We start from the raw sequence: 20,154 nt of genomic DNA, 5'->3' as shown, positions 1-20,154 counted from the left end.
AATAAAACAAAATTCATTTTAAATTTTATTGCTTAAAATTTAATTTAAAAGTAATAAAAATTTATGTAGAATGCTAAAAATCAATTAAAGAGAATTATAATGAGTTTTAGCGAAATTTTAGTTATTCTAGTTGTTGCTATCTTGGTATTAGGTCCTGATAAGCTTCCAGAAGCAATTGTGCAAGCGGCAAAAATTTTTAAAGCATTAAAGCGCAATATCGATGAAGCTAAAGCTGGTATAGAAAAAGAAATTAGAATTAATGATCTTAAAGATGAGGCTAAAAAATATAAAGATGAATTCTCATCTACCAATGAAAGTATAAGAAAAAAATTAAGTTTTGAGGAATTTGATGAGCTTAAAAAAGATATTATGAATAATAACAAAGTCGATTTAACTTTTGATTCCTCAAAAGAAAAAAATACAGAACAAGAAAATTTAAAATCAAATACGGAAAAATAAATGTTTGAAGAATTAAAACCCCATTTAATAGAACTTAGAAAATGTTTATTTATTAGTATGTGCTCTATTATAGTAATGTTTTTTATATGTTTCTTTTTTAATGAATATATTTTAGATATATTAAAAAGTCCAGTAGAAGCTGTTTTGCCAGAAGTTTCAAAACAAATTACCTTCGTTGAGCTTCAAGAGCCTTTATTTACAGCAATGAAAGTTTCTTTTTTTACTGCCTTTATTGCCTCTTTGCCTATCATTTTTTGGCAATTTTGGAAATTTGTAGCTCCTGGGCTTTATGATAATGAAAAAAAACTTGTTATTCCTTTTGTAAGTTTTGCTAGTATTATGTTTATCTTAGGGGCTTTATTTTGTTATTTTATTGTAATTCCTTTAGCTTTTAAATTTTTAGTTGATTTTGGGGTAAAAACTCAAGATTTTAAACCTTTAATCAGTATTGGATTATATGTTGGATTCTTTACAAAACTTGTTATTGCTTTTGGTTTAGCTTTTGAAATGCCTGTTATTACGTTTTTCTTTGCAAAACTTGGATTAATTGATGATACTTTTTTAAAAAAACATTTTAGAATTTCTGTGCTTATTATTTTTATATTTTCTGCCATGATGACTCCTCCTGATATGATTTCACAATTTTTAATGGCAATGCCACTTTGTGGACTTTATGGAATTTCAATTTTAATTGCTAAAAAAGTAAATCCATCAAAAGATAGTGAGGATGATGCATAAAGATTTAATTCTTTCAAATTATAATTATTATTTACCCAAAGAACTAATAGCTAATCATCCTGCAATTCCAAAAGAAAGTGCTAAGCTTTTAGTATATGAAAGAAATAAAAATAAAATCACTCATAGTACTTTTGCCAAACTCCATCAGTTTTTACCTGATTGCGCTATTTTTTTTAATGATACTAAGGTTATTAAAGCAAGAATTTTTGGAGAGAAAAAAAGCGGAGGAAAAATAGAACTTTTTTTACACCAACCTTACAAAGATAACGAATTTTTAGTACAAATTAAAGGACGTGTAAAAGAAGATGATATCTTAAATTTTCAAAATAACCTACAAGCTAAAATTATCAAACTTTTAGATAATGGAATGCGTAGAGTTTTGTTTTATAAAGATGAAAAAATCGTTGATATTTTAACGCTTTATAATATTTTAGAAGATATAGGACACATTCCTCTGCCTCCTTATATCAAAAGAGAAGACACAAAAAGCGATGAAATAGATTATCAAAGTATTTTTGCTAAAAATTTAGGCGCTATTGCAGCTCCAACTGCAAGCTTACATTTTAGTAAAAATATGCTAGACATTTTAAGTAAAAAACATAAAATTTATTATTTAACTCTTCATGTTGGTGCAGGAACTTTTAAAAATGTTGAATGCGAAAATCTTAATGATCATAAGATGCATTCTGAATTTTTTAGCATAGATGAAAATGTAGCTTCTATAATAAAATCTCAAACTCCTATACTAGGAGTAGGCACAACAACAACTAGAACGATAGAATATTTTGCAAGAACTCAAAAAATGAACGGAGAATGCAATCTTTTTTTACATCCTTTCAATAAGCCCATAAGACAAAATTACCTTTTAACGAATTTCCATTTACCAAAATCTACACTTATAATGCTTGTTTCGGCATTTATTGGTAGAGAAAAATGTTTAGAACTTTATAAACTTTGCATAGAGAAAAAATATCGCTTTTATTCTTACGGGGATGCAATGTTGATTATTTAAAGTATCCAAGCTCTATCATTTTTTCATAAATTTTTGCTGTAATAGCTCCTGAAGTAATACTTCTTCCACCATGCTCTACTAAAATGGTGACAATATATCTTGGTTTAGAATATGGGGCATAAGAAGTAAGCCAAGTATGCGATCTTGTATAATATTTTAATTGTTCTTCATTGACTCTGTTTTTATCTGCCTGAGAAAAACCTATAACTTGTGCTGTTCCTGTTTTTGCCGCTATCTTAATAGGTATATTGCTTAAGTATCTATAAGCTGTTCCTCCTTGTTCATTAGCTACTGCATACATAGCTTGCTTAATTAAAGGTAAATTTTCCTTTTCTAAAGGGGTAAAAATATTATGCTCTATTCTATTAAAAGTTTGATTATTTTCAGTTTTTCTTAAAAAATGAGGGATTATTTCTTTTTCACTTGCTAACTGAGCAGTATATCTGGCAATTTGCATAGGAGTTACTAAAAAATTTCCTTGACCTATACTTGTATTTAAAGTCTCACCTTGAAACCAAGGAAGATTAAATTTTTGCATTTTCCATTCACGACTTGGAACAGTTCCAACAAATTCATTAGGTAAATCTACTCCAGTTTTTTCACCAAATCCAATGCGTCCTAAAGTTTTTGAAATTCTATCAATTCCTACTTGCAAACTTCCATTATAAAAGTACACATCACAACTTTGTTTAATAGCACTTTTTAAATCAACGTGACCATGACCGCTTCTATTCCAACATCTAAAATTCCTTCCTCCAAGTTCTACCTTACCGCTACAAAAAAAACTTGAGTTTGGAGTTATAAGCTTAGAATCTAAAAATGATAAAGCTACCCCCATTTTTACTACAGATCCAGGAGGATAAAGCCCATTAACTAATTTATTTGTAAAAGGATGATCAAGACTATTTGAAAGTTCGCTCCATTCTTTGATAGAAATTCCCGTTACAAAAGGATTAAGATTGTATTCTGGAAAACTTCCAGCAGCTAAAATTTCTCCATTTCTAGCATCCATAATAATAGCAGCACCAGCATTATCATTAAAAATCTCAGTTAAAAAACTTTGTAAGTTTATATCAATTGTTAGCTCGATATCTTGAGAAGCTGGAGGTTCATAAGATAATTGTTCTATTTCTTTGTTTAAAGCATTTACTTTATAAACTCTAATCCCTTTTTGACCTTGTAAAATATCATTATAATACCGCTCAATACCACTTTTTCCAGTATAACCAGTAAGTTTCGTAATATCATTTTCACTAACATCTTGTAAATTTGCCTTTCCTACATATCCTATAATATGAGATGCTAAGTGATCAAAAGGATAAATTCTTTTTACCGCTGGTTCTATTTTTATATTTTCATTTAAATTAAGCTCAGAAAAAGAAGATAACATTTTATTATAGGGAATAAAATCTACCACCTTAATAAAATCTTGATTATAAAAAGAATCATTGCGTTTATATGTTCTTTCTAATAAAGTAATATTAAGATCTGGAAATAGATTTACAATATTATTAAGTTCTTTTTCTAGAATAATTCTTTTTGCTTTTTTAAGACTCAAATAAGGTTTTATAGAAATACTAAAACCTAAATCATTAATAGCAAGTAAAGTACCATTTCTATCATAAATTTGCCCTCGAACAGGGGCTAGGTATTCTGTTTTAATTGCATTTTGTTTTGCCATTTCTTCATAATAAACATTTGATTTTATGCTTAAATAATAAACACGACTAAGCAAAAAAATAAAAAATAACATTATAAAAGCTATAACAATTTTTAAACGTATCAAATTTTATTCCTAAAAAGAATATAAGCAATAAAAGATTCTGCAACTAAAGAATAAAAATATTCTATACCAAAAAATTTTAAATCTTGCTTTGCAATATAAGAAAATATTAAATCTATAATATAAATAAAACTATATGCACATAAAACAAAAGTAATAGGTATAAATTTTTCCATTTTTAAATTTGTTTTAATCCAATAAGCAAAAAAATAATAAAAGATAAAAAAAGCAATCCAAGAAGAAAATATAAAAAAATTATGAGTCACATCAGTAAAAAATAAAAAAAATAAGCAAAAATACCAACGAAAATCAAGTTCATATAAAGTACGTTCTTTTTGCTCTAATAAAAAAAACATATAGCAAAAAAATACTCCATAAAATACAGGTAAATAAATAAAAATAGAACTTAAAATTTCATAAATAATCAAAACTAAAGCTATAAAAAAATAAATTAAATTAAAATGCACATTATGAATTTGCTGATTTTTCATTTAAAAACCTAAAGTCTTTAAGATTATTTCTTTTTCAAGTTCTAACAAGCCCTCTTTATTTGCACTTGAAACCAAATACGCATCTTTAAAATTAACCTTGATTTTATTTTTCTGACTTTGATTTAATTTATCGCTTTTAGTAAAAACACGTAAAATTTTTTGATCGCTTCTTAAAATATTTTGCAAATATTGCAGAACATTTAAATCAATTTCCAAATTTATATGTCTTGAATCTATAAGTAAAATAAAAAGTTTTATTGAAGTTCTTAATCTTAAAAATTCGTTTAAATTTTTATTCCATATTTCTTTTGTTTTTTTAGAAACTTTTGCATAGCCAAAACCAGGTAAATCAATAAAATAAATGCTAAATTTTTCTTCTTCTTTGCTACAAAAAACTTCAAAAAAATTAATTAGCTGTGTTTTACCTGGAGTTGATGAGCTTTTTGCAAGATTTTTTTGCTTGCAAAGTGCATTAATAAGCGAGCTTTTTCCAACATTTGATCTTCCTAAAAAAGCTACTTCGCTAAAATTAGATGGCATAGTATCACTAATACACTCAAAAGAAGAAAAAAATTTAGCTTTATAAATCATTTTTGTTCCACATCAAAAACAAAACGGACGGGATTTTTATCTTTGCTTTCAACAAGATACGTATTGTTTTTTCTATCAATAACTATTTTATCGCCATAAATTTTTTTATTTGTTGTAACTTCATTAACAATGGCATTACCATTAATTTCATAAGTATCTTTTAATACATTATAAATTAAACGATCCCCGCTTCCTTTATAAATCTTATCTTCTAAATAAATTTCAAATTTAGCATTTTGTATTGCTTCATACTTTATTGGTTTTTTATTTTTATCCATATAAATAACCAATTTATCCGAATTTAAAATATCTTTTCCTTTTTTTACTTCAACATTGCCACTTAAAGTACTCTTACCTGCATTCTCATCTAAATAAAAACTCAAAGCCTTTACTTCAATTTGCGTAGCAAAAGAATACTGCAATATAAATATCAAAAGAAAAATTATTTTTCTTGTATCCACGCTTGAACTCCTTCAACTTGCAATGTATTCTTTTTTAAATCATAAACTAAAATATTTCCATCGACACGATTCTTATTTAAAAAAGCTTTAAAGCCTACATCGGTACTTAAAATCTTATCATCAGGATTAAATTTTACTTTTTGACTTAAAATCTTTGTTCCATTTAGATCGCTATAACTTACATTACCTTCAAATACAATTTTATTTTTTTGATCATTTAAAAGTTCTAAAGTATTAGCACTTAAATTAAAATCAAAATTTAAAGTAGTAAAATAATGAAAAACATCTTTATCATTATAACGTTCCCAAGAATTAGCTTTATAGTAGGCTTTTATAGTGCTTGAATTGGTTTCATAGATATTTAAATTACTTGCTTCCATATTTTTAAAATTTAAAGAGTAAGATTTAAGATTTAAAGAGTAAGGATCTTGCAAAGTTAAAATTGTAAAAATAATAGTAAATAAAGCAATTAATACTCCAAAAATCTTTATAACCAAAGTTTATCCCAATCTTGCTTCATATTGTTTTTTTCTATAAGAATTTCAATCATTTGTGCTACTGCTCCCTCTCCACCTTTTTTATCTAAACAAATATCAACTTTTAGATCTTTATGAGCATCCAAAGGTTTAAAACTTAAAGCAACATTTTCTAAAAGATTTTTATCATTAAAATAATCTCCAATAGCAGCACATTTGGAAAAATCTAGATTTAATTCTTTTAAGATTAATTTTGCACACTCTAATTTATTTTTAATTCCTTGATATACAAAATCAATTTTTAAATCTTTTGCTCTTAATGTAACACATTCTGAAGTTCTACCGGTTACAATTGCAATCTTTTTACCGAGCTTTAACCAAGCTTCAATAGCAGCCCCATCCTTAACATTAAATTCTTTTATTTCTTTTTTATCTTGAGAGTAGATGATTTTTCCATCTGTTAAGCAACCATCTACATCTAAAAAAATCAGTTCTATCATAATTATTCTCTTACAACAAAAGCTCCAGCAAAAGCTCCGCTTGCTGCAAAATCTCTTGCTTCTTCTTCGCTTCTAAAACCAGTTAAAAATACCCTATTTAATCCATCAACAGAACTTTTGCGTATAGTAGAAGAATAAGATCTATAAGTTTTATATCTTGAAGCTATGCTTTGCGCCCCTTGTAAATTTTTAAAGGCTCCAATTTGAACCATAAAATTACCACCTTCATAAATTTGACCATTATTTACAAGTTCTCCACTACTTCCATAGTTGGCATTAGAATGAACGATATTATTTCCTGAATTTTTACTTCCAAATCCTATAACTTCAAGTCTTACTGGAGCTGTTCCGCTATGAATCATATCAATTTGTGATGCAGCACCTTTAGAAAGATCTATAATTCTATTTCCAACAAATGGACCTCTATCATTTACCCTTACTGTAACTTGACGATTATTATTTAAATTTGTTACTTTTAAAATGGTATTCATTGGCAATGTTTTATGAGCAGCAGTTAAAGCATTTTGATCATAAGTTTCACCATTGGAAGTCTTTTTTCCGTGAAAACCTGGACCATACCAACTTGCAATACCATCAGCGGTCTCTCCTACCGCCACAACGGTTGGATAATAAGTCTTACCATTAATCGTATAAGGCTTCATTGTTCCTTTTGCACTTGAAGAACTAGGAGGAGTTCCTTTAAAATCATTGCTTGGATAATAAACTTCAACTTTACCACCACCTAATGAGCTAAAATTACTAGAACAAGCACTTAAAAATACTAGACCAAAACTAGCGACTGACAATTTGAGTATAGTCTTTTTTACCATTTGCATCATCTTTCTCCTTGTTTTTAATAGGTATTATTAATTTTTGATTTACACTTAAATATTTATTAATTTTATTTATTTCTTTAATATCATCTACACTTACATTATGGGTTTTAGCAATTTTATACAAAGAATCTCCTGCTTTTACAATATAAATTTTAGATTTAGGAATAGTTGTATCCACCTTAGCAAATTTATAAGATTTAAAATTATTATTAAAAAAAGCTAGTTTTTCAAGTGGAATATACATATAATAATCTTTTCCCGGAGGAGTAAAATTATGTTTAAATTGAGGATTATATTTTTTCAAAGTTGCTAAAGTAATATTAGCACTTTTTGCCAAATCTCTCAAAGCAACACCTGAAGGAACATCTACTTTTACAAAAGGATTGCTTAAAGAATAATTCATTAAAGAAATATCTTTTTGAAGAAAAAATTCTTTATCATTAGCCAAAAAAGCTAAAATAAGAATTTTTCTTATAAAAGTTCTAGTTTCTAAGGAAAGATATTTTTTATCAGGATCAATCAAAACTGCTAAATCATCGCTCTTAGCCTGTTTAATAGCCTGTCTTAACTTTCCATTGCCACAATTATAAGCAAGTAAAGCTAAATACCATTTACCAAATTCAGTCTTTAAAGTCTTTAAATAATCAATTGCTGCATAAGTTGATTTTACTGGATCTCTTCTTTCATCAACATAAGCATCAACCCTTAAACCTAAATTTCTAGCCGTTGGTCTCATAAATTGCCAAATACCTACTGCTTTTGCATTTGAAATACTATGAGTTTTAAGACCTGATTCTACTATTGCTAAATACAAAATCTCAGAAGGAACATCATTTTTAATTAAAATTTCTCGTATCATAGGGGTAATAGCAGAAAAATTTTTCATAGAGTCAAGCAAAACTTGAGAATGCTTATTTTCCAAATCATCTTTAGATTGAAAAAAATTTAAATCTTTGATAAAGGTAGGATCAATATCCAAATTTCTTAAAATATCTACTTGTTTTTTATAGTATTCTGGAGTATAAATTTGTGCAAAAAGATAATTAAGAGTTACAATAAGAGCAAAAATTATTTTTTTCATTTTAATTTTCTTTAAAAAATAAATTTATAGAATTTTGATAACACAACTTTAAAAGCTCCTTATGAGAAATATCTAAAATTTCACTCATTTTTTTTCCAACTAACTGTGTTAATAAAGGAGTATTTCTTTGGCCTCTAAAAGGCTCTGGAGTTAAATAAGGTGCATCTGTTTCTATAAGTAGCTTATCTTTTGGAATTTTAGGCAAAATTTGAACTAATTTTTTAGCATTTTTAAAAGTTACTATCCCACCAATTCCAAAATAAAAACCCATTTTAGCTAAATCTAACAAAAGCTCACTTGCATTAAAACAATGCAAAACTCCTCCATTAAGCTTTGAAGAATACTCTTTTAAAATATTATAGGTATCTTCATTCGCTTCTCTTGAGTGGATAATAACTGGTTTTTTAAATTCAATTGCTAATTTAAGCTGAGCGATAAATACTTCTTTTTGTTTTTTTTTAATTTCTTCATCTTTACCATTTAAACGATAATAATCAAGCCCACATTCACCAACAGCAATACATTTATGATCTTTTAGAAATTCTCTTAAAATACACTCATCATAATGTTCTATATCATAGGGATGAATCCCAGCAGCAAAATAAACTTGTTCATATTTATAAGCAATTTCTCTTGCACGCTTTAAGTCTTTAATACTAGCACCAGGAATAATAATCTTATCAATACCATTTTCAAAAGAGTGTTTTAAAACTTTATCCAAATCTGATAAAAAAACATCACTATCTAAATGACAATGAGTATCAATTATTTTTAAATTATTATCGAATTTTAAATCTAAAAACATACTTCTACTCTATTTTTTCCATTAGACTTTGCCAAAGAAAGAGTTTTCTCTGCTTTTTGAATCAAATCTTGTTTATTGCTTTTTGAATTAGCAAAAACTATACCTATGGATGCTGTAAAAAACAACTCATCTAAATTAGCTAAAACACCTACATTTTTAATATTGACACGAATACGAGAAAAGATTTTAATAGCTCTTTCTTGATTGATATTTTTTAATATAATGCAAAATTTTTCAGCACTATATCTTCCAACGATATCTCTTCCCTTAATTTCATCAGTAATTTCTTTTGCACAAATTCTAATCACTTCATCGCCTATATTATAACCATATTCGTCATTTATCGTTTTTAAATTATCAATATCTAAAAAAGCAAAAGCAAATTCTTCATCTTTAGAGGAAATTTCATTTAAATAATTTTCCAAATCTTCCATTAATGCATCATTATTTTTTACTCCAGATACAAAATCAAGATGATTATAAGAATTTAAAAATTTCATATTATCCATAAATACCAAACAACGATTTACACAAAAATTAAATAATTCCTTATTAATAGGCTTGATTAAATAATCATTTGCGTTATTTTTAAGCATATCCACTTCTAGTTCATCATCTTTATCGCCTAAAATAATTACTCCTAAATCATCACTACTATAGCGCTCTCTTACACTAAATAAAAGTTGAGTACCATCGATAATTGGCATTTTAGCATCGCAAATAATAAGTTTTACATCTGAATTTTGTTCTAAATAATTTAAAGCTTCTTCTCCATGAGCAGCACCTAAAACATTAAAAAATCTTTGAGTAAGATATTTTTTTATTTCATTACGCTCGTTAAGCTTACTCATTGCTAAGATTACTTTAGTTTTTTCATAGCGTTTTAAATTAATAATAGAATTAATTATATGATCAACACAACTATTGCTTTCTTTGCAAATATAATCAAGTATATCTTTATCCATAAAATTATTTTTAGTAGCTTTATCCGTACTTGCAGTTAAAACTATAGTGGGACATTTTTTCTCTATCATAAAATCTACCGCTTCGCCATTTGGTGCATCTGGCAAACAAAGATCAATAAAACTTAAGAAATAATCACTTATTGATAATTCCTTAGCTTGTGCAAAATTAAAAGCAACATCCACTTCATAATTAAGGGTTGCTTGTATTTTTTTTGCTAAAAGTTTTCCAAGCATTTTATTATCATCAATAATTAGAATTTTATTTTTCACTATTACACCTTAAATTTATCTATAAAAAAAGTTTTATTATAACAAAAATAAAAATACAAAAAACTTAATCTTTAAGTAAAGTTTTGGCAAATTCAAGTGCTTCATCATTTATTAATTCGCCACTTATCATTCTAGCAAGTTCTTTGATACGATCATTTTTTTCAAGTTTTATTACTTTACTCTCATGAATATTTTTTTCTATTAAAAAATGATTATCAGCCTTAGAAGAAAGTTGTGGCAAATGAGATATAGCAAAAATTTGATAAAAAGAAGAAAGTTCATTTAAAACTTTAGCTATACTCATAGCTTCTTTCCCACTTAAATTAGCATCAATTTCGTCTAAAAAAATAATTCCTTTTCCAGAACCTAATATTTTACATTCTGTTGCAATTAAAGCAAGTCTTAAACGATTTAATTCTCCAGAACTTAATTTTTTTAAATTTACTTCATTAATATTGAGCTCAAGTTTATCTTTACCTTGCAAAGTTATTTTTTCATTTTGTAAAAAATTAAAACTTAAATTTTTCATATAAAGATTTTTTAAATATAAATTAAAATGTGCTTCCAAGTCTTTTAAATTATTAAATCTTATTTGAGTAAATTTATCACAAGCTGAGTTAATTTTTTTTTCTAACTCATTTATTTTTTTCTCTAATTCTTTTTTTTCAAAACTTAAATTTTCATAATGATTCAATTCTTGTTTTTTTTGTTCTAAAATTTCTAAAGCATTTTCTATACTTTCATAGCGTTTAACCAAATAAGAAAGATTTTCTATACGATCAAGTAATTGTTCAATATCAAAATCCATCTCTTCCATTTTTTGATTTTCAAAAACGATACGCAACTCATTTAAACATTCTGTAAAAAAATCAGAATTAACCTCGCTTAAATTAAGTGCATTAATCACTGTTTGTTCTAGATCAAAAATAGCACTAGCTTTCATCCATGCTTCATCAATTTTATCTTTTCTAGAAAGTTTCTTTTTCAATTTTAAAAGCTCTTCATATTCTCCTACTTTGGGATTAATACTAGAAATTTTTTCAATTTGCATTAAAGCAAGTTCTTTTAATTCTTCGATTTTTTTTTCTTCTTCTAAAATTTTATTTAATTCTTGTGATAGTTTTTCATATTCTTTAAAATTAATCTCAAAATCTTTTTTAAATTCCTTAAAATCAGGATTTTTTTCTTCTTCTAAAGCATCAAGTAAATTAAGTAGTTTTTCATTGTTAAATTCATTATTTTCTTTAACGCTAAGATATTTAACAAAACTTTTACTTAAACAATTTAAGCTTTTTTTACTAATACTTTGATTATTAACAAAATATTTTGTCGTTTTTTCTTTTAAAAGTTTAAAAATATTTTCTTCTTCGTTTTCAATGCCAAATTCTTCTAAATTAAGCTCATCATCAAGACTTAACTCTACGCATTTAGCTTCACTATCACTTAAAGCAAAAGCCGATAAAATCGCTTTAAATAAAATAGATTTTCCAGCACCGCTTAAACCTGTAAAAACTGTAAGACCTGGCGTAAGATTAAGCTCGATATTTTTAAAAGTTAAATTATCTTTTATTAAAATCCTATTTATCATTTTAATTTCCCCAATTTAATTTTTCTTTTAAAACTTGAAAATAATCCCTGTCATCAGGATAAATAAAAGTTACACTTTTTTCTCCTAGGCCAATTTTAATATTTTTAAAATCATTTACTTTAAATTTTTCTTGACCATCAATACAAAAAGTACAATCTTTTGCTCCTATTTCAAATTCAAATCCTTTAGGCAAAATAATAGGACGTTGTGTAAGTGAATGAGAGCATATAGGAGTTAAAATAAATACCTGTGCTAAAGTATAAACGATAGGACCATTTGCGCTTAAATTATAAGCAGTTGATCCTGCTGGAGTTGAGATAATCAAACCGTCTCCAAAATATTGATTAAACATTTTTTTATTATGATAGACTTTAATATTGGCCATAGACATATTTGATTTTTTATAAAATACTATGTCATTAAATGCATTTTTACTGATAATTTGATTTTTTTTATTTTGTAAAGTAAGTTCAAGCATAAAAGGATTTTCGATTTTAAATTTTCCTTTAAAAAAATCATTAAAAAAAATTTCTACCTTTTCCATTGTAAGATTTGTTAAAAATCCTAAATTCCCTGCATGAATTCCTAAAATAGGTTTTTGATATTCACAAGCTTTTCTACATAAAGAAATTAAAGTTCCATCCCCTCCTAAAGATATTATTAAATCACTTTTTTTAAACAAATTATCTAATTCATTAATTTTTAAATTTATATTTTGTTCTTCTAAAAATAAAAGATCTATTTTTCTTTTTATTAAAATATTTTTTAGATATAAAATTTCTTGAGTTAGATCAATATCAGGTTTAACAACAAGTCCTATTTTTTTAATCTTTTTATAATCAATTTTATTTTGCATACAAAATTATAGCAAATCTTAGCTAAGCAAAAGAATAAAGATACTATAATACAATATAAATTTTTTTTAATACCAAGTAAGGAAAAAAATTGCGAACTCATTATAATACAGACTTAAGCATTGCCAATGTAGGCGAAGTTGTAACTCTTTGTGGTTGGGTTAATAGTTACCGCGATCATGGTGGTGTTATTTTTATTGATTTAAGAGATAGAAGTGGAATTATTCAGCTAGTTTGCGATCCAAAAGATGATCCAAAAGCACATGAAATAGCATCTCGTGTTAGAGATGAGTATGTTTTAATAGCTCAAGGCAAAATTCGTCCCCGTGGAGAAGGATTAAATAATCCCAAATTAAAAACTGGAGACATTGAAGTTGTCATCTCCCATCTTAATATAGAAAATGAAAGTTTAGCTACTCCTTTTGCTATTTCAGATGAAAATGTAAATGAAGAATTACGTCTTAAATATCGTTTTTTAGAGCTTAGAAATCCAAAACTTTATAACAATTTTGCTCTACGTTCTAAAGCTTGCATTGCAGCAAGAAATTCTTTAGCAAATATGGGATTTTTAGAAGTAGAAACACCTATTTTAACTAAAGCTACTCCTGAAGGTGCAAGAGATTATCTTGTTCCTTCTCGCGTTCATCAAGGGAATTTTTATGCTCTTCCTCAAAGCCCTCAACTCTTTAAGCAACTTCTAATGTGCAGTGGTTTTGATCGTTATTTTCAAATTGCTAAATGCTTTAGAGATGAAGATTTAAGAGCGGATCGTCAGCCTGAATTTACACAAATTGATGTTGAAATGAGTTTTTGTAAACAAGAAGATGTGATTAAGGTAGCAGAAAATTTTTTAAAAGATATTTTTAAAGCTTGCGGAAAAGAAGTTAATACCCCATTTAGACAAATGAGCTATAAAGAAGCTATGGAAAACTATGGAAGCGATAAACCTGATTTAAGATATGATCTAAAGCTTATTGATGTAATAGATATTTTTGCAAGATCAAATAATGAAATTTTTTCAAATATTGCAAAAGATAGTAAAAAAAATCGTGTAAAAGCTTTGCGTGTGCCTAAAGGTGATACAATTTTTTCAAAAAGAGCAATGCAAAGATTTGAAGAATTTGTACGTAAATTTGGAGCACAAGGACTTGCTTTCATACAAGTAAAAGAAGATGGGCTTAAAGGACCTTTATGTAAGTTTTTTAGTGAAGAGGATTTAAAAGAATTAAGCAAACGCTGTAATTTAGAAGTAGGAGATGTTGTATTTTTTGGTGCAGGAAATAAAAAAGTTGTTTTAAATTATATGGGGAGATTTAGAATTTTCCTAGCACAAGAATTAAATCTTATAGATCCAAATGCTTTGGAATTCTTATGGGTTGTTGATTTTCCTATGTTTGAACAAAATGATGATGGAAGTTATTCTGCAATGCACCATCCTTTTACTATGCCTAAAAATATCGATGAAACCGATATAGAAGAGATTTGCTCTGTTGCTTATGATATAGTTTTAAATGGAGTTGAGCTTGGCGGGGGAAGTATAAGAATTCATAAAAATGATATACAACAAAAAGTTTTCAAGCTTCTTAATATCAATGAAGAAGAACAAAGAGAAAAATTTGGATTTTTACTTGATGCTTTAAGTTTTGGAGCACCACCGCATGGCGGTATAGCAATAGGACTTGATAGACTTATTATGCTAGTAACAGGTGCAAAAAGTATTAGAGAAGTGATTGCCTTTCCAAAAACACAAAGAGCACAATGTCTAATGACAGATGCTCCATCAAGTGCAAGTAATGAGGCTATGAGAGAGCTTGGAATAAAATTAAGAGAGGAAACAAAATGAAAGAATTATTTTTAATCATAGGAGCACCAGGAAGCGGTAAAACTACTGATGCTAGCTTAATAGCAAATTCCGATATAAATATTACTCATTACTCAACAGGTGATTTATTAAGAGAAGAAGTAGCTAGCGGAAGTGAACTTGGGAAAAAAATCGATAGCTTTATTTCTAAAGGCAATTTAGTTCCTCTAGAAATCGTTGTAAATACCATAGTGTCGGCTTTAAAAACTGCACCAACTAAAACTATTATTATAGATGGTTATCCTAGAAGCGTAGAACAAATGATGGAATTTGATAAAGTTTTAAATGAACAAAATGAAGTAGAACTCAAAGGAGTCATTGAAGTTAAAGTAAGTGAGGAAGTAGCCAAAGAAAGGGTTTTAGGAAGAAATCGTGGAGAAGACGATAATGAAGAAGTTTTTTATAATAGAATGAAAGTTTATACAGAACCTTTAGAAGAGATTCAAAGCTTTTATCAAAAAAAGAAACTTCATTTTATCATAGATGGAGAAAGAGCTATTAATCCTATAGTAGCTGATATAAAAGATCTTATAAAGAAAATTCAAAATATTTAATTTATAAGAAAAAATAAATTATTATTTTTCAGATATTAAAATAACACCCGAAAAATAAATTAGGTTAAAAATTTATATTTTGCAAAAATTATAAAATTGAAACTATCTAGCATAAAGATATTTATCTAGATAAATTATTGTAAATTTTAAACAATTATTTTTTATATAAATTGGTAAGATTTATATTAGATATTAACTAATATTTAATACTAAAAATTAATTTAAAACATATAAACAAGGAGAGAAAAATGGATTTAAATAAAATTAAAATTGGAGATATTCCAAACAAAATCAATGCAGTCATCGAAATTCCTTATGGTTCAAATATTAAATATGAACTTGATAAAGAAAGTGGTGCAATTTTTGTAGATCGTGTTATACCTAGTGCAGTATTTTATCCTGCAAATTATGGCTTTATTCCTAATACTTTAGCTGATGATAATGATCCTTTAGATATTTTAATTTTAAATGAATATCCTATTCAAGCAGGAGCTGTAATTCCTTGCCGTTTAATAGGGGTATTAATCATGGAAGATGAAAGCGGAATGGATGAAAAACTTTTAGCTCTTCCTACTTCAAAAATTGATCCAAGATATGACAATATTAAAACTTACACAGATTTAGCGCCAGCTATCTTAAATAAAATTAAAAACTTTTTTGAAACTTATAAAATGCTTGAACCAAATAAATGGGTAAAAGTGCAAGATTTCAAAGATGAAAAAGTTGCTATTGAAATACTTCAAAAAGCTATTTCAAATTATAAAAAATGATTTTTAGTTTTTAGCATACTAGAGAAGGTTATAGTGAATCACTCTTCTTGAACTTTTAACTATAAAATATTAGCTTGATAAAGATTATGATTTTATCCTCTATACTTATAATTTAGAGGATAAAATTTTTAAAAAAATGCCTCTTTGTATAAGAATTCATATTAAAAAATACTAATGAAATAATCTTTTTTTGATAATTTATTATTTGATGATAGAGAGGCTAGTCTTGCCGTATTTTCAGATTATTTTAGATTTTGTACTCTTTATAAACGGGCAAGGGGTATGGGTAGATCTTGATATGATTTGCCTTAATGCTTTTGATTTTAATATCAAAGAATATTTTAATAGATAACAATATAAATCAACAAAGAATAACCAGTTCTTCAATCAAATTCCCGCAACAAAGCTTATTTGGTAAAGAACTTATAAACGAAGCAAAGAACTTATAAATAATCAAAAAATATCCCTTGGGTATAATAGGTCCTTCTTTTTTAGCAAATATGTGTCAAAATTTTTCTTATGAAAAATATGCACAAGATTATCTTTTTGCCTGTCAAATTCCTTGGAATCAAAGTAAAAAATTTATACAGAAAAAAGCTAATATAGATTGGAATATGCCTTGTTTACATCTTTTTATTGAAATGTGAAGAAGTTATGGAATGGATAAAAATTGTTTTTATAGACAAGGAATTTATGCTACTTTGCTTGAAAAATATGATATGAAAAAATTTAGCAAAGAATTAAATTTCAAAACCAATCATTGGCTTTTTGTAAAAATCAATCATAAAATTAAAAAATTAATGAATTTTTAATTTTATTCACATTTTTTTCACTATGTGAATTTTAAATTTTACGTAGTTTTGCTATAAAAAATCCATCATAGTCTAAGCTTGGTATAATGCGTTTGCATTTTGAAATTTCATCAAATTCATCACTTTGTGCATCTTTAGCTAAAGCATGCTCTAAATTTATATCTAAAAGTTTTATTTTAAATTCGCTTTTTAAGGCATTTTCTACCACTTCCTCATTTTCTTCTCTGCTAAAAGTGCAAGTGCTATAAACAAGCTCACCTCCGGTTTTTAACGCCTTTAAAGCAGAGTGTAAAAGTTTTTTTTGTAATTTTGAAATATTTTTAATTTCTTTATGACTCTTTTTTAAATCAAAACCCATTTTGGCTAATGTTGAACAAGGTGCATCAAGTAAAATTTTATCAAATTTATTAGGACATAAATTTCCTATGACTTTACCATCTTTTAAAAAGATTTTTGCATTAACTCCATACTTTTTAAGATTTTTTTGCAAAACAAAAAAACGATCTTTACTTGCTTCATTGCAAGCTAAATATCCCATATTTTTCATAAAATTAGCTAAATTTATACTTTTTCCACCTGGAGCAGCACATAAGTCTAAAACACTATCTCCTGCTTTAACCTCTAAATTTAAAGCACATAAATAAGAAGCGTAATTTTGTATATAAAATTTGGCTTCATCAAAAGCTTTCATAGAGCTTAATATACTTTTATCTTTAGCCTTAAATAAATAACAATATTCATTTAGTTTTCTATATTCTAAATTTTCTTTTAAAAATTCATTTTCTAAAAAATTGGCATTAGTTTTTAAAGTATTTAAAAAAACACAAATGTTTTTTTCTTCTTTAAAAGAATTTAGTATTTTCTCCCATTCTTCTTTAGTATATAAAAAACTAATCTTAGAGAGCAAAGTAATCCTTTATCATAATCAAAGCCGCTAAAGAATCTAATTTTGCATCTTTTTTGCGTGTATTTATTACACCTAATTTCAATGCCTCTTTAGAACTAAAACTTTCATCAACAAAAACAATTTTTTTATCAAATTCAAGCAAAGATACAAAATGTTTAATACGTTTTATCATTTCTTCTTCGCTTTTTGAACCTTTTGGAATACCTACAATAAGCAAAGAAACATTATAAGTTAAAAATAATTTTTTTATCTCATTAGCAGCTTGATTGCGATTTTTACGCAAAATTCCATCAAGAGGAATGGCTATTTTTTCATCTACACAAAGTGCTATACCTATACGCTTTAATCCTATATCTAAAGCTAGAGCATTCATATGATAACCTTCACCCAAATACCTGTTATATCAATTTTTCCTTCAAGTTCATATTCATAAACCTTATCGCCATAAATCGCTAAAGCTTCCTCAACACTTACTCCTTTTTTGCAAAATTTTAAAAATTCATCTTGTGTTTCTTTTTCTTCAATACCAAATTGCAAGGCAAATTCTTTAAAATTGGTTATTAGCTTAGCTTTATTATTTTTTATAAGTTCATTGGTTCCTTGACTCTCATTTAATCTTTGAGGTAAAACATATAAAGGTTTTTTTAATTCTAGGGCAAGTTTTGCACTCTGCATAGATCCGCTATTAAGATCAGCTTGTGCTATGATTATACAATCACTTAAAGCGATAATCAAACGATTTCTAAGTAAAAAATCATATTTTTTAGGGATATGATCTGCTTCATATTCGCTTAAAGCAAGAGCATTTTTATAAATTTCTTCTATAATTTTTTGATTTGTTTTAGGATAAATTTGATTAAGTCCATTAGCAAAAATTGCTATAGTATTAGGTAGAGCTGCTTTTGAAGCACTTATATCTACCCCTAAGGCACCCCCACTTACTATACTCACCTTATCTTTAAGAATACTAGAAAGCTCTTCAACGCATTTTTTTGTATAAAGATTCATTTTTCTTGAACCTATAATTGCAACCTTTTTTCTTTTTAATAACTCAAGATTGCCTTTATAATAAATTTTTTTAGGAGGATTTTTTAAAGTTTTAAAATAAGCTAAAAATTCATTATCTAAAATTTTAATTTCCATAAATTTCATTTAAATAAACTAAATTCACATTAAGAAGCATTTCTTTACTTTCTTCTAAGGCTTTAAAAGTATTTTTTCTAGGATGTGCTATAGCTATAGCAAAACCTTTTTTATAAGCTAAATTAATAACTTGCTTAAGTTGATTTTTAATATAATCAATATTATCTTCATTATCCAAAAAAACATCTCTTTGTATATAAGGTTGATTATATTCTTTAGTCAATTTTAAAGCTTTAGTTTTTCCTATAGTTTTAGAATCAACAAAAATAAAATCTTGTTTTTTAAAAGCATCAAAAAGTTTTCTCATAGCATTCTCATCGCTTGTAAATAAACTTCCTGTATGATTATTAATATATCTTAAACCTTTAAATTCTTGTTTAATACTTTTTATCATTGCATCAATATGTTCTTTAGAATCACTTACTTTTAAGGTATTAAGCTCTGGTTTATTATAGTTAATTGCTTCTAAAGGCAAATGCACCATAAAAAATTTAAATTCTAAAGCAAGTTGTGAAGTATTTTTATGTCTTTTATCCGGAGGAAAAAAAGAAGGAGTTAATTTTAAATTGAGTTTTTTAAGTTCATTTACTTGTTTAGAATTTGCCATATCATCGATAATAATAACAAGTTTTGGTTTTTTTGTGTTATTAATTTGTGTTTGATTTATATTTTTTTCTTCTAAAATATTTGTTTTTTGCGCAATCAAACTAGAATTTAAATCACTAAAATGGCTTAAATTTTGCTCATTAAAACTTATATTTAAATCAGAACTTAAATTATTATCTAAACTTATATTATCATCTTGTGTATTTAGATTTTTTTCTAAAAAAGTTACATTAAGTTCTTGATCATAATTATAATTTTTAAAGATGGTATCATTTTTTAAGTTTTGATTATTTTCACTAAATAAATCAAGACTAGAATTAAATTCTTGCACTGGAGTTAAAGTAAAATTGTCTTGTTTTTTATATTCTGTAAAAATTTTTAAAGCTAGAAGAAAGATAATTAAAACTAAAAGAAAGATAATTAAAAAATATTTTAAACGAATAAGATTTTTCAAACAAATAATTCTTTTATAAAGATATAATATTTCATCAAAACAGATCCAACTTTAAAAATTAAACTATAAAATTTAGATTATACCAAAATATTTATTAAGAAATTCATATTTTTTTTATGAAGTTTATGCAAGAATAA

The 20,154-nt window shown here is 26.4% G+C and carries 24 protein-coding genes; 8 read left to right on the top strand and 16 right to left on the bottom strand.

Annotated features, from left to right (window positions below):
* The first annotated feature begins 99 nt into the window (after positions 1 to 99).
* Genes tatB through queA form a run of 3 tightly spaced genes read left to right on the top strand, consistent with a single transcriptional unit; the run spans position 100 to position 2,209 of the window.
* Entirely contained in the window at positions 100 to 459 is a 360-nt protein-coding gene (gene tatB, locus JG676_RS05260; RefSeq protein ID WP_200217529.1) for a Sec-independent protein translocase protein TatB, read from the top strand.
* Positions 460 to 1,197 carry a twin-arginine translocase subunit TatC gene (tatC, locus tag JG676_RS05255; protein WP_200217528.1) on the top strand — a complete coding sequence of 246 codons (738 nt, stop codon included), beginning with the start codon at positions 460 to 462 and terminating at the stop codon, positions 1,195 to 1,197.
* Positions 1,190 to 2,209 (top strand): tRNA preQ1(34) S-adenosylmethionine ribosyltransferase-isomerase QueA, encoded by a 1,020-nt coding sequence (queA, locus tag JG676_RS05250; protein WP_200217540.1) that lies wholly within the window; start codon positions 1,190 to 1,192, stop codon positions 2,207 to 2,209. The genes tatC and queA overlap by 8 nt, the downstream gene beginning before the upstream one ends.
* Here the strand turns inward: queA and mrdA are convergent.
* From mrdA to JG676_RS05190, 12 genes are all read right to left on the bottom strand, one after another.
* Positions 2,202 to 3,992 (bottom strand): penicillin-binding protein 2, encoded by a 1,791-nt coding sequence (mrdA, locus tag JG676_RS05245; protein WP_200170191.1) that lies wholly within the window; start codon positions 3,990 to 3,992, stop codon positions 2,202 to 2,204. The genes queA and mrdA overlap by 8 nt on opposite strands.
* A complete protein-coding gene (locus JG676_RS05240; RefSeq protein WP_200217527.1) occupies positions 3,992 to 4,483 on the bottom strand; it encodes a hypothetical protein in 492 nt (163 codons plus the stop codon). The genes mrdA and JG676_RS05240 overlap by 1 nt, the downstream gene beginning before the upstream one ends.
* Entirely contained in the window at positions 4,484 to 5,074 is a 591-nt protein-coding gene (gene yihA / locus JG676_RS05235) for a ribosome biogenesis GTP-binding protein YihA/YsxC (RefSeq protein ID WP_200217526.1), read from the bottom strand. It lies immediately after the preceding gene.
* Positions 5,071 to 5,535, bottom strand: coding sequence for a lipopolysaccharide transport periplasmic protein LptA (gene lptA, locus JG676_RS05230; RefSeq protein ID WP_200170172.1), 465 nt, complete (start codon positions 5,533 to 5,535; stop codon positions 5,071 to 5,073). Before lptA ends, yihA begins: the two co-directional genes overlap by 4 nt.
* Positions 5,517 to 6,032 carry an LPS export ABC transporter periplasmic protein LptC gene (gene lptC, locus JG676_RS05225; RefSeq protein WP_200170173.1) on the bottom strand — a complete coding sequence of 172 codons (516 nt, stop codon included), beginning with the start codon at positions 6,030 to 6,032 and terminating at the stop codon, positions 5,517 to 5,519. The genes lptA and lptC overlap by 19 nt, the downstream gene beginning before the upstream one ends.
* Entirely contained in the window at positions 6,023 to 6,511 is a 489-nt protein-coding gene (locus tag JG676_RS05220) for an HAD-IIIA family hydrolase (protein ID WP_200170174.1), read from the bottom strand. Before JG676_RS05220 ends, lptC begins: the two co-directional genes overlap by 10 nt.
* Before the next feature lie 2 nt (positions 6,512 to 6,513).
* Positions 6,514 to 7,341, bottom strand: coding sequence for a septal ring lytic transglycosylase RlpA family protein (locus JG676_RS05215; RefSeq protein WP_200170192.1), 828 nt, complete (start codon positions 7,339 to 7,341; stop codon positions 6,514 to 6,516).
* Entirely contained in the window at positions 7,304 to 8,428 is a 1,125-nt protein-coding gene (locus JG676_RS05210; protein ID WP_200170175.1) for a lytic transglycosylase domain-containing protein, read from the bottom strand. The genes JG676_RS05215 and JG676_RS05210 overlap by 38 nt, the downstream gene beginning before the upstream one ends.
* A gap of 1 nt (position 8,429) precedes the next feature.
* Positions 8,430 to 9,233, bottom strand: a complete 804-nt coding sequence (locus JG676_RS05205; protein ID WP_200217525.1) for a TatD family hydrolase — start codon at positions 9,231 to 9,233, stop codon at positions 8,430 to 8,432.
* On the bottom strand, positions 9,224 to 10,468 hold the full coding sequence (locus JG676_RS05200) for a diguanylate cyclase (RefSeq protein WP_200170177.1): 1,245 nt from the start codon (positions 10,466 to 10,468) through the stop codon (positions 9,224 to 9,226). The genes JG676_RS05205 and JG676_RS05200 overlap by 10 nt, the downstream gene beginning before the upstream one ends.
* 64 nt (positions 10,469 to 10,532) lie before the next feature.
* A complete protein-coding gene (locus JG676_RS05195; RefSeq protein WP_200217524.1) occupies positions 10,533 to 12,056 on the bottom strand; it encodes an AAA family ATPase in 1,524 nt (507 codons plus the stop codon).
* A 1-nt stretch (position 12,057) separates the two neighbouring features.
* Entirely contained in the window at positions 12,058 to 12,912 is an 855-nt protein-coding gene (locus JG676_RS05190) for an NAD(+) kinase (protein ID WP_200217523.1), read from the bottom strand.
* 89 nt (positions 12,913 to 13,001) lie between these two features.
* Between JG676_RS05190 and aspS the strand changes: the two genes are divergently transcribed.
* The 5 genes from aspS (at position 13,002) to JG676_RS05165 (ending at position 16,907) form a co-directional block, all read left to right on the top strand.
* Complete coding sequence (gene aspS / locus JG676_RS05185) at positions 13,002 to 14,753, top strand: aspartate--tRNA ligase (protein ID WP_200170180.1); 1,752 nt, start codon at positions 13,002 to 13,004, stop codon at positions 14,751 to 14,753.
* A complete protein-coding gene (locus JG676_RS05180; RefSeq protein ID WP_200170181.1) occupies positions 14,750 to 15,325 on the top strand; it encodes an adenylate kinase in 576 nt (191 codons plus the stop codon). Before aspS ends, JG676_RS05180 begins: the two co-directional genes overlap by 4 nt.
* Before the next feature lie 248 nt (positions 15,326 to 15,573).
* Positions 15,574 to 16,095, top strand: coding sequence for an inorganic diphosphatase (ppa, locus tag JG676_RS05175; RefSeq protein ID WP_200170182.1), 522 nt, complete (start codon positions 15,574 to 15,576; stop codon positions 16,093 to 16,095).
* A gap of 467 nt (positions 16,096 to 16,562) precedes the next feature.
* Positions 16,563 to 16,742: a hypothetical protein gene (locus tag JG676_RS05170; protein ID WP_200217522.1), complete on the top strand. Its 180-nt coding sequence runs from the start codon at positions 16,563 to 16,565 to the stop codon at positions 16,740 to 16,742.
* Positions 16,743 to 16,754: 12 nt separating this feature from the next.
* Positions 16,755 to 16,907 carry a hypothetical protein gene (locus JG676_RS05165; RefSeq protein ID WP_200217521.1) on the top strand — a complete coding sequence of 51 codons (153 nt, stop codon included), beginning with the start codon at positions 16,755 to 16,757 and terminating at the stop codon, positions 16,905 to 16,907.
* Positions 16,908 to 16,938: 31 nt separating this feature from the next.
* On the opposite strand, the gene JG676_RS05160 is transcribed toward JG676_RS05165, so the two are convergent.
* Genes JG676_RS05160 through JG676_RS05145 form a run of 4 tightly spaced genes read right to left on the bottom strand, consistent with a single transcriptional unit; the run spans position 16,939 to position 20,023 of the window.
* Positions 16,939 to 17,814 carry an SAM-dependent methyltransferase gene (locus JG676_RS05160; RefSeq protein WP_200217520.1) on the bottom strand — a complete coding sequence of 292 codons (876 nt, stop codon included), beginning with the start codon at positions 17,812 to 17,814 and terminating at the stop codon, positions 16,939 to 16,941.
* On the bottom strand, positions 17,804 to 18,187 hold the full coding sequence (gene ruvX / locus JG676_RS05155; protein ID WP_200217519.1) for a Holliday junction resolvase RuvX: 384 nt from the start codon (positions 18,185 to 18,187) through the stop codon (positions 17,804 to 17,806). The genes JG676_RS05160 and ruvX overlap by 11 nt, the downstream gene beginning before the upstream one ends.
* Positions 18,184 to 18,957 carry a DNA-processing protein DprA gene (gene dprA / locus JG676_RS05150; protein WP_200217518.1) on the bottom strand — a complete coding sequence of 258 codons (774 nt, stop codon included), beginning with the start codon at positions 18,955 to 18,957 and terminating at the stop codon, positions 18,184 to 18,186. Before dprA ends, ruvX begins: the two co-directional genes overlap by 4 nt.
* On the bottom strand, positions 18,947 to 20,023 hold the full coding sequence (locus tag JG676_RS05145; protein ID WP_200217539.1) for a divergent polysaccharide deacetylase family protein: 1,077 nt from the start codon (positions 20,021 to 20,023) through the stop codon (positions 18,947 to 18,949). The genes dprA and JG676_RS05145 overlap by 11 nt, the downstream gene beginning before the upstream one ends.
* Between the last annotated feature and the right edge of the window lie 131 nt (positions 20,024 to 20,154).

Origin of the sequence: Campylobacter sp. 2018MI34 (assembly GCF_016598975.1) — a bacterium.
Taxonomy (GTDB): domain Bacteria; phylum Campylobacterota; class Campylobacteria; order Campylobacterales; family Campylobacteraceae; genus Campylobacter_D.
The sequence above is the reverse complement of the archived record's forward strand: the minus strand, read 5'-3'. Positions and strand labels throughout refer to the sequence as shown.

Coding starts and splice junctions, on each gene's coding strand:
- tatB (WP_200217529.1), top strand. CDS start 100: ATGAGTTTTAGCGAAATTTTAGTTATTCTAGTTGTTGCTATCTTGGTA.
- tatC (WP_200217528.1), top strand. CDS start 460: ATGTTTGAAGAATTAAAACCCCATTTAATAGAACTTAGAAAATGTTTA.
- queA (WP_200217540.1), top strand. CDS start 1,190: ATGCATAAAGATTTAATTCTTTCAAATTATAATTATTATTTACCCAAA.
- JG676_RS05240 (WP_200217527.1), bottom strand. CDS start 4,483: ATGAAAAATCAGCAAATTCATAATGTGCATTTTAATTTAATTTATTTT.
- yihA (WP_200217526.1), bottom strand. CDS start 5,074: ATGATTTATAAAGCTAAATTTTTTTCTTCTTTTGAGTGTATTAGTGAT.
- JG676_RS05220 (WP_200170174.1), bottom strand. CDS start 6,511: ATGATAGAACTGATTTTTTTAGATGTAGATGGTTGCTTAACAGATGGA.
- JG676_RS05215 (WP_200170192.1), bottom strand. CDS start 7,341: ATGGTAAAAAAGACTATACTCAAATTGTCAGTCGCTAGTTTTGGTCTA.
- JG676_RS05210 (WP_200170175.1), bottom strand. CDS start 8,428: ATGAAAAAAATAATTTTTGCTCTTATTGTAACTCTTAATTATCTTTTT.
- JG676_RS05205 (WP_200217525.1), bottom strand. CDS start 9,233: ATGTTTTTAGATTTAAAATTCGATAATAATTTAAAAATAATTGATACT.
- JG676_RS05195 (WP_200217524.1), bottom strand. CDS start 12,056: ATGATAAATAGGATTTTAATAAAAGATAATTTAACTTTTAAAAATATC.
- JG676_RS05190 (WP_200217523.1), bottom strand. CDS start 12,912: ATGCAAAATAAAATTGATTATAAAAAGATTAAAAAAATAGGACTTGTT.
- JG676_RS05180 (WP_200170181.1), top strand. CDS start 14,750: ATGAAAGAATTATTTTTAATCATAGGAGCACCAGGAAGCGGTAAAACT.
- ppa (WP_200170182.1), top strand. CDS start 15,574: ATGGATTTAAATAAAATTAAAATTGGAGATATTCCAAACAAAATCAAT.
- JG676_RS05165 (WP_200217521.1), top strand. CDS start 16,755: ATGGATAAAAATTGTTTTTATAGACAAGGAATTTATGCTACTTTGCTT.
- ruvX (WP_200217519.1), bottom strand. CDS start 18,187: ATGAATGCTCTAGCTTTAGATATAGGATTAAAGCGTATAGGTATAGCA.
- dprA (WP_200217518.1), bottom strand. CDS start 18,957: ATGGAAATTAAAATTTTAGATAATGAATTTTTAGCTTATTTTAAAACT.